This window comes from Nannocystis exedens (genome assembly GCF_002343915.1).
In the GTDB taxonomy this organism is placed as follows: domain Bacteria; phylum Myxococcota_A; class Polyangia; order Nannocystales; family Nannocystaceae; genus Nannocystis; species Nannocystis exedens.
The window spans coordinates 1,374,121-1,391,793 of record NZ_NETK01000001.1 but is presented as its reverse complement, the minus strand read 5'-3'; the positions used below and the strand labels follow the sequence as shown (position 1 = coordinate 1,391,793).

The window sequence follows — 17,673 nt, the reverse complement described above, 5'->3', positions numbered from 1 at the left end:
CGATCGGGCGATGATCGAAGTAGGAGAGGTGCGTGCGCGGCTCGTCGGTCGCGGCGGCGTCGGCCGGGGCGCGGTCGGGCTCGCGGGCGCCTTCCGGCCGGTGTTTCGGCCGCGGCTCGGGACGCGACGCGTCGCCTCAGGCGGGGCCGAGGGCCCGGGTGATTACGGGCTCGGGCGGGGGGCGGGACAGGGCGGTGCCGACGAGGGCGCCGGCGATGGCCGCGACCAAACCCCAGGCGACCGGGAGGACGCCGAAGGGGGCGGGCAGGACTCCGGCGAAGGCGAGGCCGAGGGCGAGGTTGCCGGCGGCGATCGAGGCGATGGCGCCGGCGGCGGTGAAGCGACGCCAGCGGACGCCGAGCAGCAAGGTGGGGGTGAGGGTGACGTAGCCCGAGAAGCTGAAGGCGGCGATGTCGAACAGCGAGGCCAGGCGCGCGAGCACGAGGACGAACACGGCGGCCGACAGCGCGAGCGTGAACAGGCGCGCGGCCACGACCTCGCGCGCGGGGGCGAGGCCGGGCAAGAGCCGGCGCAGGACGTCGCGGGTGAGCATCGACGAGAGGGTGAGCAGCTGGGCGTCCAGGGTGGACATCACGGCGGCGAGGACGCCGGCGAGCGCCATGCCCTGAAGGACAGGTCCCAGGTGACGCGCGACCAGCAGCGGGAAGACGGCGTCGCTGGCCTTGCCCTGGAGGCCGGGGATCTCGGCGGCGCCCCACACCCCGAACAGCACCGCCGGCAGCCACAAGAGCACGAGCACGAAGGGGTAGAGGCGGCAGACGTTCTTGAGCGCGGCGGCGTCGCGGGCGGCGAACACCCGCACGAGCATGTGCGGGAAGGCGATCACGGTCAGCGAGATCGCCAGCGCCCACGAGGCCCACGGACCCGGGGCGAAGGCGCCGGCGGTGGTCTTCTCGAGCAGGTGAGGGGCGCGCGCCTGGACGGCCGTGGCGGCCGCGCCGAGGCCCCCGAGGCGGTCGGCGATCAGGAAGAAGGCGGCGACGATGAAGCCGAGGAAGGTCGCGCCTTGAAACACGTTCGTCCACATGGTCGCGCGCATGCCCCCGAGGGTGGTGTAGGCGATCGTGATGCCGAGGATCAGGGCCGAGGCTGCCCCGAAGGACAGGTGGCCCTCGGTCAGCACCTCGGCGGTGAGGCCGGCGCCGATCACCGCGGTGACCATGTACGGGAGGGTGTAGAGGAAGAAGGCGGCGAACAGGGCCAGGCCGACCGCGGGCGAGCCGAAGCGCTCGGCGTAGAGCTCGGCCGGGGTGATCGCGCCGAGGCGCCGGGCGGCGCGGCGGGCCGGCTCGCCGATCAGGAAGAAGGTCAGCGGGATGCCGAAGCCGACGATCGCGGCGTTGAGGCCGAACACGGCGACGCCCTGGTGATAGGCGAGGCCGGGGATCCCGAGCAGCACGAACGGGGTGGTGTTGGTGCCGAACAGGGCCATGAAGAGGATGAAGGTGCGCGCGGCCCGACCGCCGAGGAAGTAGTCCTCCGGGGTGCCGGAGGTCCGGCGATAGGCGACGGCGCCGATCACGAGGGTGACGGCGAGGTAGGCGGCGACGACCAGGCCGATCGCGGCGAGCGAGCTCATGCGAGAGCCTGGTCTTCCGGCCAGGTGATGGCGAGGGCGGTCATGCCTGACCTCGGCGATGGACGTGTGATGGCCTGGTCTTTGGGCCAGGTCGATGGGGTACGCCGCCTGGTCTTTGGAACATGTCGTAAGGGGCCCTCATGGGTCGTCCGGGTCCTCCGGCCAGAGCGCGCTCGAGGTCATGTAGAACACCAGGACGGCGGCGGCGGCCATCCACGCCAGGTGGTAGGCGAGGTCCCACGGCAGCCAGCCGAACACGAGCGGGCCGGGGCCGGCGTTCCAGGTGTCGACGTGGAGGACGATCAGCGCGACCGCGAGGACGGCGAACAGCCGCTGATGCGCCGCGGGAGACATGCAGGGGGATGGTACGCGATGCGCGGCTTGCCAGGGTCCGTGGCGCCCGGCGCGTCAGCGGTCGAGCACGCAGTACCCGGGGGCGTCGCTGCACACGCTCTCGTCGCAGAAGCTCTCGCACTGCTATACGGCGCGTCGCCGGGGAGGTTGGCCCGACCGACGCCGGTGGGGCGGTCGCTCGCGTCGCACCAGAGGTCGATGCCGCAGCAGCCGTCGCGGCAGGGTTCGCCGGCGGCCGGCATGGGTCGCAGAGGTCCGGGTCGAAGTCGCCGAGCCGGCCCCTCGCGGCAGAAAGCCGACGAGGGTGCCGTTCTCCCCGCACGTGGCGCCCTCGTCGACCCTCGGTAGCCCGGCGGTGCAGCGACCGCCGTTGCAGAACAGTTCGGGGCCGCAGGGTCGACGGTGCCGGCGATGAGCTCGCAGGCCTCGCCCTCAGCGCGCGTGCCCTCCAAGACGTCGCAGCTGCCGCAGGGCGAGGCGGCGTCGAGGTCGCAGGACACGGCTCCTGCCGCAGCGCCGCCTTGCGCGCACCGGGTCGAACACGGCTGCCCGCGGCGAGGAAGACCCTGTTGCGGCCGATGTCGGCGGCGGTGGGGTCGGCGACGCAGGTTTCCGGGACGCCGGAGCAGTCGCAGGCCGCGAGCTTGGCGCAGGTCGCCTCCGCCAGCGCCGCGGCGTACGCCTCGTGGTCGGCAAAAGGCTCGAGCTCGGCCGGACATTCGGCAGGAGCCGGTGGCGTCGCCCGGGCCGCCGTCGTCGTCGGGTCCGACAGGGTCGGTGTCGGCGCATGGCGGGGCAGGCGGGGCGGAACCGATTCTCCATGCGCAAGCGCACAGGTTTACCGCCAGGTCGCGCGTTCGTGGCGCGAAAGACACGAACAGAGGCGGTTCCGCCGGGATTCCGGGCGCCGGCGGGGGGACCTGACCTCGCTCGCGGCGAAAATACCTGTTGCGTCCCCATGGGGATCGTGTAGAAGGGGGGCCCCTTCGGGCTCGTAGCTCAATTGGCAGAGCAAGGGACTCTTAATCCCTGGGTTGTAGGTTCGATTCCTACCGGGCTCACCGAAGAAAGAAGGCCAGCGGTCCACAAGACCCTGGCCTTCTCGCTTTTGGTCGCGCCCCGGCTTCACGGCTGACGGCGGCGAATGCGACCGCCACGGGGAGATCTGTTAACCTCGGTCGGTCATGCGTCCGCTCCGAACCACCTTGTTGGCCCTGGCCCTGGCCGTGGCCGGCTGTTCGATGCATCCGGTCTACGTCGCCGAGATGGAGACGAAGATCCCCCAGCCCGGCGAGCTGCGGCGGATCGAGCACCCGCTGTTCATCATCCTCGACCCGACCAAGCTGCCCGACACGATGACGGCGCTCGGCCAGGGGGTGAAGCCGATCGAGGTGTACGGGCTGCACACGTTCGTCGAGCGCGACCTGCAGCGGACGATGTCGCAGCTGTTCACGACGGTGACGGTGGGCCCGCCGTCTCTGCCGGCGCCGAGCGGGATCTTCCTCACCGGCGAGGTGCTGGTGAATTCGCTGTCGAGCTTCGTGGGCACGCGCGGGCCGGGGACGCCCTCGGGGGTCTACGTGCGCATGCAATGGAGCTTCCGGATCCGCGCCTACGGGGCCCCGGCCGACGCCTTCATCTACCAGGGCACGGCCGAGAGCACGGTGCCGATCACGGCGACCAACACGACCCAGCCGGCGCTGCAGACGCTGTTCGAGGACGCGTTGCGCCGGCTCGTGTCGCACTACGACGGGCAGAAGGCGTACGAGCGGATGGCGCGGATCGGCGCGTGAGGCCGCGGCCGCGTCACTCGAAGGCGGCGACGCGGACGGTGATCTCCTTGGCGTCGCCCTCGGGGACGATGAAGCGAGTCCGGTACAGCGCGCCGGCGTCGTCCTGCACGTAGAGGACGGTCTCGCCCGGGTCGAGCCGCAGCTTCTCGCGGATCTCGTCGCCCGCGCCGGGGAGGCTGGTCGAGGAGGCCTTGCAGCTCGGCTGTACTTCGGGACAGGTGAAGAAGCCGGGGTTGGGGTGCTTGTACTCGGCGTTCGGCGGCAGGTCCTCGGGCGCGACGTAGAACAGGTAGGGCAGGCCGTCGCCGCCGCGGCGGTAGTAGAAGTCGACGGGCCCGTTGTTCTTCCAGTAGTCGCCGAGCAGGAGGTCGGCGATCTTGGGCCCCTGCTCCTGCAAGTAGGGCCGCACCGACTCGGCGATCTGCGGGCCGGTGACGCCGATGTCGATGTCGCGCAGGGTGAAGGCGACGTCGGCCGAGCCCTCGGGGATGTCGATGTTCGGCGGGGTGTGCAGGGCGACCTGGGCGACCTCGTTGATCAGCTCCCAGACGTACTGGTCCTTCGGCGGGTTGCCGAGGTTGAGGAACACGTCGAACAGCGCCCAGCCCGGCGGGTCGGGGCCGACGTAGACGTGGGCGCCGAGGTTGCACGAGAACAGCACCTCGTAGCACTTGTCGAACACGCGGTTCTTGTACTTCTCGCGGCCGCCGGCGACGATCACGCTCTCGAGCAGCCACGGGTCGATCGCCCACGCGGAGCCGGGCCAGGTCGCCTGCACGAGGTCGAGGTTCTCGGGCAGGTTCTGCTTGCAGGCGTCGTCGCCGGCGCACGAGTTGATGAAGTCGTCGTGCTCGGAGATGGCGAAGCGGAGGTCGACGCGCGGCTGCTCGGCGACGCCGACGATCGAGAACTTGGCCGGGTCGTTGAAGTCGAACTCGAGCGGGTCGCCGAAGGTCGGGCCGGTCACGTCGACGACGGTCGACATGTAATCTTTCCCCTTGGACAGGTCGATGCCGTCGAGCAGGCGGAGGTTGCTCTCGGCCTCGATGTTCATGGCGAACTCGGGGGTGAGGCACTCGCTGCTGATCGGGAAGCTCGGGTCGACGATGCCCGGGTGCGAGCCCATCGGCCCGAGCTTGGTGGCGAGGGTGGTGAGGTCCTGCAGGGCGTCGTCGAGGTAGAGCGGCAGCGACTTGCCGTCGCCGCCGATGTGCGGGTGGGTGGCGAGGAGGTTGCGCTGCAGCGCGACGACCAGCTCCGGCGTGGTGATGAACTCCTCGGTGCGCTGGATCCCGAGCGTCTCCGAGAGGATCTGGCTGAAGCCGCCGCCGATCCCGAGGCCGTCGGCCAGGCCCTGCATGCCCTCGATCGAGGTGCCCTCGACCTTGGCGTTGGCCGGGGTCATCGTGAGGATCCGGATCAGCGAGTACTCGGCGCTGGTCTTCCAGGTGTTGTCGGGGCCCTTGAAGTCGGTGCCCGAGCAGTCGTGCTGCGGGTCGGGGCTGTCGGCCTGCCAGCCGGTGCCGCAGGCGCTCTTGATCGTGTCGAGGGTGTTCTTCAGCAGGGTCCCCGACTCGATGTCGAGCAGCTTGATCTCCTTGGCGGTGTCGCCGAACAGCTCGGCCGCCTCGGCCTTGTCGAGGCTCAGCTTGAGCGGCGGGACGGGGTCGTCGTTGAGGCGCAGCACGAACTCCTGCTCGGGGCCGAAGCCGTCGACGCCGCCGGTGGTCGGCTGCTCGGTGTCCGTGCCGTCGGTGGTCGAGGTCGGGCTCTCGCCGCCCGTGGTGCCGGGCTCGGTGGCAGAGTCGGCGGGGGCGTCGCCGCCGTTGCACGCGGCGAGGGCGAGGACGAGGAGGCGAGCGGTCGGCTGCGTGGTGGCCATTGGGGCTTCCCGTAAGACTCCAACTTATCACAGGGCGCCGCATCGGCGCGACGCCCCGCAAAAGCGCCGCGAGCGGCTCCAGGAGCCCGAAGGCTGCCTGGACGCCGCTCGCGCTGGGAGGGCCGCTCGCCCGCAGGATCAGGCGAGGAGGTCCATCTCGTCGCCCTTCTCGATGGCGATCGGGAACTGCTTCATGAGGTCGTGGCCGTCGATGCGGGCCAGGCGCCGCAGGTTGGCGTGGACGTGGCGCGGCTCGATGTGGATGCCCGACTCGCTCTGCTGGAGCGTCTTGGGGTCCCAGCTGTAGGCCCCGTGGCGCTCGTCGGAGCCGCCGATGACCTTGTTCCCGCCGATGCCCTTGCCCATCATCATGAGGCTGGTGATGGAGTGGTGGTCCTTGCCGTTGGTGTCGTTGTAGCCGGGGGTGCGGCCGAAGTCGGAGCCGCACAGGACGACGAAGTTGTCGCCGATGCCCTGCATCTCGGCCTCGGTCCACAGGAAGTCGAGGCCGTCGAGGATCTGGACCAGCCGCGGGATGTGGCTCTCGTCGTGGTTGCCGTGGGTGTCGAAGCCGCCGATGTCGAGGTTGATCGAGATCGTGATGCCGGCGCGGAAGGCGGCCAGCGCGACCTGGATCTGGCGACGCAGCGGGTTCGGGCCGTTGTCGAGCTCGTCCGGCAGGTACTGCTGCAGCTTCTTCAGCTCGTTGCTGCCGGTGCGCGAGGCGTACAGGTTGCTGATCGCGTTCTGTACGCGCGGCAGCTGCTCGGTGGCGAGGAGCCGCTCCTTGCGCGCCTCCTGGGCCTTGCGGATCAGGTCGTTGGCGACCGGGGAGTGGAACAGGCTGTTCTCGTCCTCCGGGTTGGCGCGGTCGGGGTAGGCGATGCGAGCGAGGGCGGCGGTGTTGCCCGAGCGCGTGCGTGCGACCTGGCCCTGCGTGTCGTCGAAGCCGCCGAAGCTGAGGTAGCTCATCGGCAGCGCGTGGCCGTGCACGGCGGCGATCAGGGCGGCGAGGCTGGGGTAGCCCTCGGCGAGGCGGCCCGACCAGCAGTGGCGCGAGCCGCTGTCGTGGCCGTTCGTCTGCATGTCGAGGCCGTTGATCACGCGCAGCCGCTTGTAGTGCTTCTGGAAGAAGTCCTGGTAGGCGGTCGGGCTCTCCATCGTGCCGATGTTCGGGTACTTGATGTTGCCCGCGGCCTCGATCTGGTCGAACGTGAAGGCCCGGTTCATCGCCTCCGGATCGTCGGGGCCCTTGCCGCCCTTCGGATCGCACAGCGAGGTCGGGTCCCACCCGCCGCCGGCGTTGAGGAACACCCACAGCGGGCCGCTGTAGGTCTCCGCCAGCGGCGGCAGGTTCGGGTTCTTGATGGCGCCCGGGCGCCGGCCTGCGAACACGGTCGGGGACACGGCCGCGAGGCCCGCGAGGGACATGAGCTTGAAGAAATTACGACGGTCCATGATGTCCTCCTTCGGGGCCTATTCGTGCAGGAAGCGGTAATCCGACAGCATGTAGGCGAGGACGCCCATCCACGCGCGGATGGTGTAGTCGTTGTCCTGGGTGATCCGGTTCTCCTCGGGCAGCGGGTTGCCGGTCCACCAGTCGTTCTCGGCCCGGCACGGCGGGTCGGCCGTGTACGTGCCGGCGGCCAGGCCCGCCTTGCCGTCCTGCCAGATCTCGAAGAACAGGTTGTAGGCGGCGTCGATCTCGGGGTCGCCGATGTCGTAGTGCTCGCCCAGCACGTGGTCGTACAGGTGCTGGATGTTGGCCCGGATGGCGTCGTTGACGGCCGGGACGGCGAAGCCGTTGTCGTCCTGCGGGACGAAGCTGGTCTCGACGTACGGGAACAGCAGGCGGTCCGACGGGTCCTTGGCGAAGTCACGCGAGGTGGCGCGGCAGGCCATCTCGTTCGACATGCGCAGGGCGATGTTCGCCATGATGCCGTTCGGCTCGGTGATCCGGTTGACGATCGAGTCGGAGTCGATGCCGCCGTAGAAGATCTTGTACTCGTTCTCGTTGAGCAGCAGGTCGGCGTCGTTGACGCCGTAGCGCCACGGGTAGCCGGTGACGGCCTCGATCTTGCGCGCGAGCTGCTCGGGCGACAGGTGCTGCGCCGTGCCGAGCTGCGCCAGCTCGCGGGCGCGGACCTCGTCGACCTCGCCGCGGACGTTCTTCGCGCGGAAGTAGTCCGTCTTGATGATCTCGCGGAACACGATCTTGAGGTTGTAGTTGTTCTCCTTGAACTTCTTGGCGATGCCCTTGATGACGCGGTCCTGGACCTCGAAGGCCTTGAGCGCCTCCTCGAAGCCGGGCATGGCGGCGTCGAACGGCTCGTTGAGCGGCTCCACCCCGGTGAGGCCGCGCCACACGATGTTGACGGCGGACTGGGCGAAGCGGTCGTCGGCGGTCAGCTGCTTGGCGAGCCACTGCTCCGACTTGGCGGTCTCGCTCTCGGGCATCTGCTTCTCGCCGAAGCCGGGCAGCAGCATCTCCGGGTACCAGACCCCCGCCTCGGTCTCGGCCTGCGGCTGGTAGTCGCCCCTGTCGTTGAAGTTCTGGAACGAGCCGGCGACCGGGTCGATGACGTTGTGGCAGACGTTGCAGTTCGGGTTCTCGCGCGTGGCGTTCGGCGTCTTGATCGCGGTCGGGTCGATCGGCCGCTCGCCGAGTCGCAGCACGTCGGTGGCGAGGAAGAACTTGTAGGTCATCCGCGCGCGGTGGCGGTTGCGGTTGGTCGGCGTGGTCGGGAAGCGGTTCAGCCACATCGCCGAGGTCAGCACGCCGGCGTGCGGGATGCCGGGCAGCTTGCCGGGCGCGAGCTCCTTCCAGTCGTTCGGGTCGTTGAACTTGACGTCGACGCCGTAGGCCTTGGCCGAGAACGGCGTGAAGACCATGTAGTCGGCCTCGACGATCTCCTTGTAGGAGAGGTCGTTCTTGACGATCCACGCGACCAGGTTGAGCGCCTCGCGGGCGACGCCGGTGTTGGTGTACCAGCGGTACTGCTCGCGCACGTCGTCCGGCTGGCCCTCGAACCAGTAGGCGTCGGGGTACTTCTCGGCGTTGAGCAGCTCGACGGCCCCGTTGCCGCCGAGGTAGCGGTCGGTCAAAAACACGTCGTTGTAGATCTCGACGACGCGGTCGATGAACGCGTCCTCCTTCATCACCGCGTCGAGCACCGGGTCGAGCTGGTCGATGCCGAAGCCGCGGACGGCCTCGTACTCCTCTGGCGTCGGCAGGCGCCCGGCCAGCGCGAGGGTGGCCTTGCGCAGGGTGTCGACCTCGTCGAGCAGCTCGACGTCGTCGAAGTAGTTGCCGAGGTTGACCGCGCCCTCGCACTCGACCGGGTTGTCGAAGCGCTTCAGCAGCGCCTGCAGGTCGTTGTACTCCTGGCTGTCGGGCTTGAGCTGGAGGCCGCCCTCGTGCTCGACGCGCATCGAGGGCTTGGCCAGGATCAGCGGCAGGCCGTCGACCTCGTAGCGCGCCAGGTCCTGGACCAACTTCATGTTGGCCTCGAGGTAGCCGGGCACTTCCTTGGGAGTCAGCACGAACTTGGTGTGCTTGGCGGCGCCGGTCGAGCTGTGACACGAGCTGCAGGTCGCAGCGAGCGTCGGCGCCCAGACCTTCTCGCGGAAGAACACGTCGGTGGGGACACACTCGCCGTCAGTGACGTCGGAGCAGGCGGACAGTCCGAGGCCGAAGCCGGCGCCGGTCACGGCGACCAGCGCCGCGCGGGTGACCAGCTCGCTGGTTCGTTTCGGGTGGGAACGGGTCATCGTGCGACTCCTCGTGCGAAGGGGCGAGACGCATGCTCGCCACCGGGGCATCGTAAAGGCGTATGCGCAGCCCCTGCAAGCGCCGCAGGCGGGGCGAAACCGATCGCGGCGCGCCGGCTCATGGGCCGGCGGGAAAACCCGAGGGCGACGATGGCGAGATGTCCGAAGGGACAGCTTGTGCGAAAGCCCGAATTGCCGGCGCGACGCGGCCGTCATGCGCGTCTGGGGGGACGCGACCATGACGGCCGAATGCTCGCATCGGTGCGCTGCGGGCTGGCGACGACGGCGGAGCTCACCGCGACGGAGATCCGCCGCGCGGCGCTAAGTGGTGGAGGTGGTGGTCGTCGACGAAGACGTGTCGTCGGTGGTCGACATGTCGCCGGTCGTCGTGGACGTCGTCGTCGTGGTCGTGTCGTCGGTGGTGGTGTCCGGACCCGTGCTCGTGGTGGTGTCCGGACCCGTCGTCGTGGTCGTGTCGGGGCCCGTCGTCTCCGGCGGCGGCTCGCCCTCGCACTGGCCCTCGTTGCAGTTCTGGCCCTCGCCGCAGCCGCCACACGAGCCGCCGCAGCCGTCGTCGCCGCACATCCGGCCGTCGCAGTTCGGCACGCAATTGCAGGCCAGGGGATCTTCCATCGGCGAGGCGTAGCCCTCGTCGCACATGCACACGGGCGCGCCGCTCGAGCTGTCGCACGCGCCGTGGCCCGAGCAGCTCTCGAGGTAACAGGCGCCGGTGATGAACGGCAGGTAGCCGACGCTGTGCGCGAGATCTCCGCTGCCGACCTGGACCTCGACCAGCGTCGCGCCCTCGACCTTGCCGAGCAAGAACGGCACCGCGTCGACGGTGACCTGGGCGCTGCTGACGATCACCGAGCCGGTGGCCAGGCCGCCCGAACAGCCGGCGCTGATGCTGCCGCCCTGCACGCTGGCGAACTTGAGGCCGCAGTAGCGGCTGCCGTCGCCGTTGAGCGGCCGATTGGACATGCCCATCGGGTCATACACGGTGAAGCCGATGTCGAGCATCGAGGTGCCCTTCGGCGAGACCTTGACGGTGGCGATGTCGACGAGCGGCTTGCCGTAGTCGACGTCGGCCGGCACGCGCGCGAGCATCGGCTCGTCGACGGTGGCCGCGACCTCGCCGCCGGCCGCGAGGGCGATGACGCCGAGCGCGCCGATGTACGCGACGGCGCGGTCGTCGGCGGCGGCGTGCGAGACGACGCGGCCCTCGCCGCGCTGCCACAAGATCGAGGGCTGCTTCGGCACGTCGCCGCCGAAGGTGACCTCGGCGGGGATCCGCAGGTCGAGGTCGGTCGGCTCGATGCGATAGGCGCCGCCGGACTGCTTGAAGTCGCCGCGCGAGAGGTCGTCGTCGACGGGACGGATGACGATCTGGCGCGTCGTGACCAGCGCGCCGGCGGGAAATTTGATCGTCGGGCCCTCCTCGAGCGCCAGCTCGCCGCCCTCGGGCCCGATCAGGGCGTAGACGGCGGAGGTGTCCTGACAGCCAGGTACGAGCACGGCCGCGGCGAGGAAGAACGAGCGGACGAGGGGGAGCCGAAGAGAAGCGATCGTCACGAACAACCCGTATACCCGAAGTGAAGTCGCTTCAGAAGGTCACCCGAGGTCTGCTCGCGGCGGCGCTGCTTCGTCGGAGAGGTCGAGCAGCCACAGGTCAGGCCTCGCGGCGAGCACCGGACCCTCTTGCGGGAGCGCGTGCGAGGATTCGGTGGGACCCCGAAGGAGCGCACCGAGGAGGTCGATCCAGCGCGCGCAGCGGTCGAGGATCCACGCGTCGCTGGTGGCGACCACGCCGGGGTGCTGCGCCAATATAGGATCGGGGTGATGCACGAGCTGGACGGTCCACGGCAGGCCGCGCTGCTCGGCGCGAGCCTCGAGCAGCGCGCGGAGACGACCGCTGCCGGCGACAGGTCGGTCCAGGTACCACACGACCTGTGCGGGCGCGGGCGCGCCGTCGCCGTGCAGGAGGCGCGCGATCGCGTCGACGGCGAAGCTGGTCTCGAGCACCTGCTCGTAGGCGCCGTGGACGGCCGCGAGGTCGCGCAGCGCTCCGTCACGGCCGCGTAACACGACGCCGTGCGACAGCGCCGACTCGACGAGGATGAGCGCGTTGAGGCCGTCGATCGCGAGGTCGGCGCCGGCGAGATCGGGCAGCTCGACGCGGGTGGCGCGGCGCCGCGCGAGCGCCTCGTCGCTGCAGGCCGAGCGCAGCACGGCCATCCGCTGCCTGGCTGAAAGGACATGTTTGTCGCCGACCAGCTTGAGCGCCGCGTCGCCGCTGTAGCCGCGGCCGAGCAGCCACGAGAGGTCGGCGACGGCGCTGCGCAGGGCCGGGCGGGCGGCCTCGCCGAACAGGCGGTCGTCGCCGGTGGAGCGGGCGCGGCGGCACAGCTCGGTCATGCGCGGATGGCGACCAGTTGCGCGGGCGCGGCGGCTTCGGGTTCGTCCCAGCGCAGGCCCCAGCCGCGCTCGACCAGGCACTCGCGCCGCAGCTTGCGGAACACCAGGGGGATGGCGTCGCTCTTGGCGTGGACCTCCCGGCTCATGTCCAAAGGGACAGCTCGGGGCCGCTGCGCCTCGACGATCGGCTGGTCCTCGAGGAAGATCCGGTGGGTGCGCTTCCTGGCGTTGCCGTCGGCCCAGGCGCCGGTGAAGAAGTCGCGCAGCATGATCCAGCGGGTCAGCGTGTGCTCCTCGTCGATCGGGATGTTGCTGCTGAAGACGATCATCTTCATGCCGCCGAGGTCGAGGTCGAGGCGGGTGCAGCACGGCATGTAGAAGGCGACGCGGGTCTTGACCGGCGGACGCTCCTTCGGCAGCACGAGCGACCACAGGCCGCCGGGCGGCGGGGCGACGAGCTCGACCGAGGCGCTGGCGCCCCACGGGTGCGGCTCGACGACGTAGTCGGCGACCTCGGGCCGCGCGGGGTTGCCGAACGAGCGCGAGTGGACGAACGGGGCGTGGGCGATGTCCATGCCGTTCTCGACCACGCGGGTGTAGTGCGCGTGCCAGAGGAAGTCGCCGTGGATGGCCTTCCACCCGGGCCGGCCGTACTCCGGCAGCGGCGGGATCGGCGGGCGCTCGGCCTCGGGCAAGTCGCCGACGAACAGCCACACCCAGCCGTGGCGCTCCTCCGTCGGGTAGCTGCGCACCAGGGCCTTGCGCGGGATGCGAGCGTCGCCGGTGTTGGCCGGGATCCGCACGCAGGCGCCGCCGGCGTCGAAGGCCCAGCCGTGGTAGGGACACACGATGTGGCCGCCGGAACATGTCCCCTGAGACAGGGAAGCACCGCGGTGCGGGCAGCGGTCGTCGAGGGCGACGACGCGGCCGCCGCCGTCCCGCCACAGCACGAAGTCGTGGCCGAGCATGCGCAGCCGGGTCGGCTGGTTGCCGATCTCGGCCGAGCGGTGACAGGCGTACCAGAAGTTCCGCAGCACGCCCGCGGTGTAGCACGCGACCGCGGGCGGGCGCCAACGCCGGCCCGCGCGGCGGACCAGCCGCCGCGCGGACGAGCGGCGCGGGCCTGGGGCGCGCGGACTACATCGGCGCGAACGGGGCGCAGGTCGAGACGCCGGCGCCGACGATGCGGATCGGGGCGTTGTTGTTGATGGTGGTCAGCTGCTGCTGGCCGTCCATGTCGCTGTCGTCGTAGTCGAGGTGGGTGACCTTGCTGACCAGCGGGTTGGCGCTCTCGGTGAAGAAGTAGAAGTCGCCGCCGAAGAAGGCGAAGGCGAAGGCGTTGGTCAGCGGCAGGTTCTGCAGCGGGAAGGTGTCGACCACCGCGCCGGTGAGCTTGTCGCGCTCGACGAGCTTCGAGGGGACGCCGCCGAACGAGAACACGCGGCCGTCGCCGGTGCCGGTCATCTCGGCGCCGTTGAAGTCGGTCGGCGAGATGATGTCGATGAGCAGGCTGTCGGGGTCGACGCTGAGGAAGTCGCCGATGCCCGGGCCCTCGCTGAAGCCGCCGAAGCCGTCGAACGAGTTGCCGTACATGCGGTCACACTGGTCGAACTGGCTGTTCGACACGAACGCCATGCCGAAGTATCCGATGCCCTGCTGGTTCGGGTTGTAGCCGGGGTCGATGCAGTTGTTCGGGTCGGTGACGTCGATCTTCCAGATCTCGCCGGCGGGGGTGTTGAACATGACCCACGCGAAGCCGAGGCGGTCGACGGCCATCGAGAAGGTGCTGGTCATGCCGCCGCAGTTGAAGCTGCCCAGCATCGTGAAGCTGTTGGTCTCCGGGTAGTACTTCCACAGCTCGGAGTCGTCCGAGAGGACGAAGATGCCGTCGTCGAGCGGGACCTCGATGTCCGGACACGCGCACGGGCCCGGATCTTCGCCGGTGGTCGAGTCGGTGGTGGTCGAGGTGTCGTCGGTGGTCGACGTGCTGGTGGTGGTGGTGTCGGTGGTGGTAGTGGTGTCGGTGGTGGTGGTGTCGGTGGTGGTGGTCGTGTCGGGCCCGGTGGTCGTGTCGACGCCCATCGTCGTGGTCCCGGTCATCGACTCGGTCGTGGTCGAGGTGGGCGGCGTGGTCGTCGTGTCCTCGCTCGTGCCCTGCGACTCGGTCTGACCCATGGTGCCGCCCACCGTCGGCTCCTCGGTGGCGCTCATGCTGGCGCCGTGGGTGGTGGTGGTGGTGTCGGTGGTCGTGACGTCGGTGTTGCTGCCGGTGCCGTTGTCGGTGATGGCGCCGGTGACGCCGCCGTCGTCGCCGCAGCCGACGAGCACCACGGCGAGCGCCCATGCGGTGCGGTTCATGGATAGTTCTTTCATGCGCGCAGCGTAACAATTTCGGTACAAACGTGGGCGCAGGCCGGCGCGCTGGCGCGCGCGGGCGACAAGACCGGCCGCGTGACCGGGTTCACGGCCAGGTGTGCAGGTGGCGATGACGGTTGCAGGCCCGGGTGGCGGCAGGTCGTCGGACCGCCGCCCACGCCTGAATAGGATCGGGCCGCCCTGCGTTGCCTCCACATGCCCTCCTTGCTCGCGACCTTGTGCGCGGCGGCGCTGGCGGCCCGGGCCACGGGGCCCACGCCCGAGTCCGCTGCGGAGATCCCCGGAGACGTCGCTGCGAGCGTGCAAGCGCCGCAGATCCGGGCGGTGGTGGTGCTGGTGGTTTTGGGTGAATTCCCGGAGGCGTTGGTCGACGGCGTCGAGGCGGCGCTGCGCTCGACGTATCAAGTGGAGGTGCGGCGGCGGTCGCCGATCGCGTTGCCGAGGTCGGCCTGGTACGCGCCGCGCAAGCGCTACCGAGCCGACGCGCTGCTGGAGCACCTCGGCGAACAGGTGGCGTCGGCGCCGCGAGGGACGCGGATCCTCGGGCTCACGTCGGTCGACATCTCGACGAGCAAGGGCAAGTTCGCCGACTGGGGCGTGTTCGGGCTCGGCGAGCTCGGCGGGACGGCGGCGGTGGTGTCGGGGCACCGATTGTGGCGCAAGACGAAGGACGAGCGGCTCATCGCGTGGCGGGTGATCAACACGGCGGTCCACGAGGTGGGCCACGTGCTGGGGCTCGACCACTGCGAGGAGCCGCGCTGCGTGATGCTCGACGCCGAGGGCAAGATCGACAACACCGACGCGTCGACCGGCGGGCCGGGGCCCGGGTGTACGGCGCTGCTCGACGAGCGCGCGCCCCTGCGTCCGCGCGCGGCGGTGCTCGGAGACGCGAAGGCGCGGTGAGAGACGTCGGCGTCGACGATGCGGCGAGGGATGTGGGCGCGGCATACCGCGCTGCTCGACGCGCCCCTGCGTCCGCGGGCGGTGGTGTTCGAGAGAGGCGCAGGGATGGTCTTGGTCGTCGTCGCAGGCGGCGTACCTTCGGGCGCGAGGAGCCGAGGGTGTACGTGCAAGCTGGGCGTGAACGTGAGGGCCTCGATGGGGTCGCGGGGCCGAGCGCGTGCGCGGTTTGACGCGGGACGTGCAGGACACAGGGACGGTGCGTGCGCGGTTTGACGCGCGGCGATCGATCGCGCGGCGTCGGCGAGCGTTCGCGCCTTGACGCGGGCAGGGCCGCCGCGCTACCCCGAAACCCGTGTCGCCCGGCTCGCTGGCGCTGTTGACGGACCTCTATCAAGTCACGATGGCCTGCGGCTACTGGAAGCTGGGGCGCGCGGACGAAGAGGCGGTGTTCAACCTGTTCTTCCGCCGGGCGCCGTTCCGCGGGGCGCATGCGATCGCGGCCGGGTTGCAGGAGGCGCTGCAGTACATGGCCGAGTTCCGGTTCACGCCGGAGGACGTGGCCTACCTCGGCACGCTGCGCGGCAACGACGGCGCGCGCCTGCTCGAGCCGGGGTTTTTGGACTACCTGGCGTCGCTGCGGCTGTCGCTCGACGTCGAGGCGGTGCCGGAGGGGACGCCGGTGTTCCCCCACGAGCCGCTGCTGCGGGTGCGCGGGCCGCTGGCGCAGTGCCAGCTGCTCGAGACGCCGCTGCTCAACTTCATCAACTTCTCGACGCTGATCGCGACCAAGGCGGCGCGGATCTGCGAGGCCGCCGGCGGCCAGCCGGTGGTCGAGTTCGGGCTGCGGCGGGCGCAGGGCTGCGACGGGGCGCTGACGGCCTCGCGCGCGGCGTACATCGGCGGGTGCGCGGCGACCTCGAACGTGCTCGCGGGGATGCGCTACGGGATCCCGGTCCGGGGGACGCACGCGCACAGCTGGGTGATGTCGTTCGCTGGCGAGCGCGAGGCGTTCGCGGCCTACGCCGAGTCGCTGCCGAACAACTGCACGTTCCTGGTCGACACCTACGACACGCTCGAAGGGGTGCGGCGCGCGGCCGAGGTCGGCAAGCTGCTGGCGGCGCGTGGGCACGCGATGGCGGGGGTCCGCCTCGACTCTGGCGACCTCGCGGCGCTCAGCGTCGCGGCGCGCGAGATCCTCGACGCGGCCGGGCTCGAGCAGGCGGCGATCGTCGCCAGCAACGACCTCGACGAGCGCGAGATCGCGGCGCTCAAGGCCAAGGGCGCGGCGATCGGGGTGTGGGGCGTGGGCACGCGGCTGGTGACGGCGTACGACCAGCCGGCGCTCGGCGGGGTGTACAAGCTGGCGGCGCTGCGCGGGCGCGCGGGCTGGGAGTACCGCATCAAGCTGTCCGAAGAGCCAGTCAAGGTGTCGAACCCGGGGGTGCAGCAGGTGCGGCGCTACGCCGACCCGGCGGGGCGGCTGCTCGGCGACGTGATCTACGAGGAGGGGCTCGGGCTGCACGGCGCGGGCGCCCGCGTCGACGCGGCGGGGGAGTTCGCGCCGCCGGCCGGGGCGAGCGTGGAGGACCTGCTGGTGCCGGTGCTGCGCGCGGGCCGGCCGGTGTACGAGCCGCCGCCGCTGGTCGAGGTGCGGGCGCGGGCGCAGGCGCAGCTGCAGCGGCTCGACCCGGCGGTGCGCCGGCTCGACGCGCCGACGTCCTACCCGGTGGCGCTCGACCGACCGCTGGCTGACCTGAAGGCCAGGTTGATGGCCGAGGCGCGGAGGGAGCGGTGAGCGTGCCGGCGGCGGGCGTGGTCGACGTACGGAGCGCCTTTTCGCCGCAAACGGACCTGAAGGCCGGGTCGGTGGCCGATGCGCGGCTCGGCATCCAGAACGACATCCAGGGGCCGGCTGACCTGAAGGCCAGATCGAAGGCCGGGGCGTGGAGGGGGCGGTGAGCATGCGGGCGCTGATCCTGGTCGACATCCAGAACGACTTCTTGCCCGGCGGGGCGCTGGCGGTGCCGGAGGGCGATCGCGTGATCGCGGTGGCCAACGCGCTGATGCCCCTGTTCCCGCTCGTGGTGGCGACGCAGGACTGGCACCCGCCCGATCACGGGAGCTTCGCCGCCAATCACGCGGGGCGGGCGCCGGGCGAGGTGGTGACGCTGGCGGGGCTGCAGCAGGTGTTGTGGCCGACGCACTGCGTGCAGGGCACGCGCGGGGCCGAGTTCGCGGGGACGCTGCAGCAGGGGCCGGTGGCGCAGATCTTCGTCAAGGGGGTCGACGCGGAGGTCGACTCGTACAGCGGGTTCTTCGACAACGGCCGCCGGCGCTCGACCGGGCTCGGCGAGTACCTGCGGGCCCACGAGGTCCGCGAGGCGGTGGTGCTCGGGCTGGCCACGGACTATTGCGTGAAGTTCACGGCGCTCGACGCCCTGTCGCTGGGGATGGCGACGACGCTGGTCGAGGACGGCTGCCGCGGGGTCGAGCTGCGACCCGGCGACGTGGCGGCCGCGCTGGACGAGGTGCGTGCAGCCGGCGGCGCGGTGCGCCGCAGCGCAGATCTGCTAGGCTGA

At 70.7% G+C, this 17,673-nt stretch carries 14 protein-coding genes and 1 tRNA gene; 6 read left to right on the top strand and 9 right to left on the bottom strand.

Annotated features, from left to right (window positions below; all coding sequences use genetic code 11):
- Positions 1 to 136: 136 nt before the first annotated feature.
- Both NAEX_RS05430 and NAEX_RS05425 read right to left on the bottom strand, forming a co-directional pair.
- Positions 137 to 1,600 (bottom strand): sodium:solute symporter family protein, encoded by a 1,464-nt coding sequence (locus tag NAEX_RS05430; protein ID WP_096326456.1) that lies wholly within the window; start codon positions 1,598 to 1,600, stop codon positions 137 to 139.
- A 138-nt stretch (positions 1,601 to 1,738) separates the two neighbouring features.
- Positions 1,739 to 1,954, bottom strand: a complete 216-nt coding sequence (locus NAEX_RS05425; RefSeq protein WP_096326455.1) for a hypothetical protein — start codon at positions 1,952 to 1,954, stop codon at positions 1,739 to 1,741.
- A gap of 988 nt (positions 1,955 to 2,942) precedes the next feature.
- Between NAEX_RS05425 and NAEX_RS05420 the strand changes: the two genes are divergently transcribed.
- Positions 2,943 to 3,015, top strand: a tRNA-Lys gene (locus tag NAEX_RS05420).
- 123 nt (positions 3,016 to 3,138) lie between these two features.
- Positions 3,139 to 3,747, top strand: a complete 609-nt coding sequence (locus tag NAEX_RS05415; RefSeq protein WP_100793124.1) for a hypothetical protein — start codon at positions 3,139 to 3,141, stop codon at positions 3,745 to 3,747.
- Positions 3,748 to 3,760: 13 nt separating this feature from the next.
- Here NAEX_RS05415 and NAEX_RS05410 read toward each other — a convergent pair whose 3' ends face one another.
- The 7 genes from NAEX_RS05410 to NAEX_RS47335 form a co-directional block, all read right to left on the bottom strand.
- Entirely contained in the window at positions 3,761 to 5,629 is a 1,869-nt protein-coding gene (locus NAEX_RS05410) for a hypothetical protein (RefSeq protein WP_096326453.1), read from the bottom strand.
- 138 nt (positions 5,630 to 5,767) lie between these two features.
- The gene (locus tag NAEX_RS05405; RefSeq protein WP_096326452.1) at positions 5,768 to 7,087 is read right to left on the bottom strand and encodes a DUF1501 domain-containing protein; all 1,320 of its coding nucleotides are present in this window, start codon (positions 7,085 to 7,087) and stop codon (positions 5,768 to 5,770) included.
- A gap of 18 nt (positions 7,088 to 7,105) precedes the next feature.
- Entirely contained in the window at positions 7,106 to 9,400 is a 2,295-nt protein-coding gene (locus NAEX_RS05400) for a DUF1588 domain-containing protein (RefSeq protein ID WP_170135486.1), read from the bottom strand.
- A 321-nt stretch (positions 9,401 to 9,721) separates the two neighbouring features.
- Positions 9,722 to 10,972 carry a hypothetical protein gene (locus NAEX_RS05395; RefSeq protein ID WP_143140765.1) on the bottom strand — a complete coding sequence of 417 codons (1,251 nt, stop codon included), beginning with the start codon at positions 10,970 to 10,972 and terminating at the stop codon, positions 9,722 to 9,724.
- Positions 10,973 to 11,011: 39 nt separating this feature from the next.
- Positions 11,012 to 11,815, bottom strand: coding sequence for a DUF434 domain-containing protein (locus NAEX_RS49695; RefSeq protein WP_170135485.1), 804 nt, complete (start codon positions 11,813 to 11,815; stop codon positions 11,012 to 11,014).
- On the bottom strand, positions 11,812 to 12,852 hold the full coding sequence (locus NAEX_RS05385; protein WP_170135484.1) for an aromatic ring-hydroxylating dioxygenase subunit alpha: 1,041 nt from the start codon (positions 12,850 to 12,852) through the stop codon (positions 11,812 to 11,814). The genes NAEX_RS49695 and NAEX_RS05385 overlap by 4 nt, the downstream gene beginning before the upstream one ends.
- 100 nt (positions 12,853 to 12,952) lie before the next feature.
- Complete coding sequence (locus tag NAEX_RS47335) at positions 12,953 to 14,173, bottom strand: hypothetical protein (protein ID WP_143140766.1); 1,221 nt, start codon at positions 14,171 to 14,173, stop codon at positions 12,953 to 12,955.
- A gap of 213 nt (positions 14,174 to 14,386) precedes the next feature.
- On the opposite strand from NAEX_RS47335, the gene NAEX_RS05375 reads away from it, so the two are divergent.
- The 4 genes from NAEX_RS05375 to pncA all read left to right on the top strand — a co-directional run bounded on the left by NAEX_RS05375 (position 14,387) and on the right by pncA (position 17,673).
- On the top strand, positions 14,387 to 15,094 hold the full coding sequence (locus tag NAEX_RS05375) for a matrixin family metalloprotease (protein ID WP_096326447.1): 708 nt from the start codon (positions 14,387 to 14,389) through the stop codon (positions 15,092 to 15,094).
- 352 nt (positions 15,095 to 15,446) lie between these two features.
- Positions 15,447 to 16,889 (top strand): nicotinate phosphoribosyltransferase, encoded by a 1,443-nt coding sequence (locus tag NAEX_RS05370; protein ID WP_245913615.1) that lies wholly within the window; start codon positions 15,447 to 15,449, stop codon positions 16,887 to 16,889.
- Entirely contained in the window at positions 16,886 to 17,053 is a 168-nt protein-coding gene (locus tag NAEX_RS49690) for a hypothetical protein (RefSeq protein ID WP_170135483.1), read from the top strand. Before NAEX_RS05370 ends, NAEX_RS49690 begins: the two co-directional genes overlap by 4 nt.
- A 2-nt stretch (positions 17,054 to 17,055) precedes the next feature.
- Positions 17,056 to 17,673 carry a bifunctional nicotinamidase/pyrazinamidase gene (pncA, locus tag NAEX_RS05365; protein ID WP_096326446.1) on the top strand — a complete coding sequence of 206 codons (618 nt, stop codon included), beginning with the start codon at positions 17,056 to 17,058 and terminating at the stop codon, positions 17,671 to 17,673.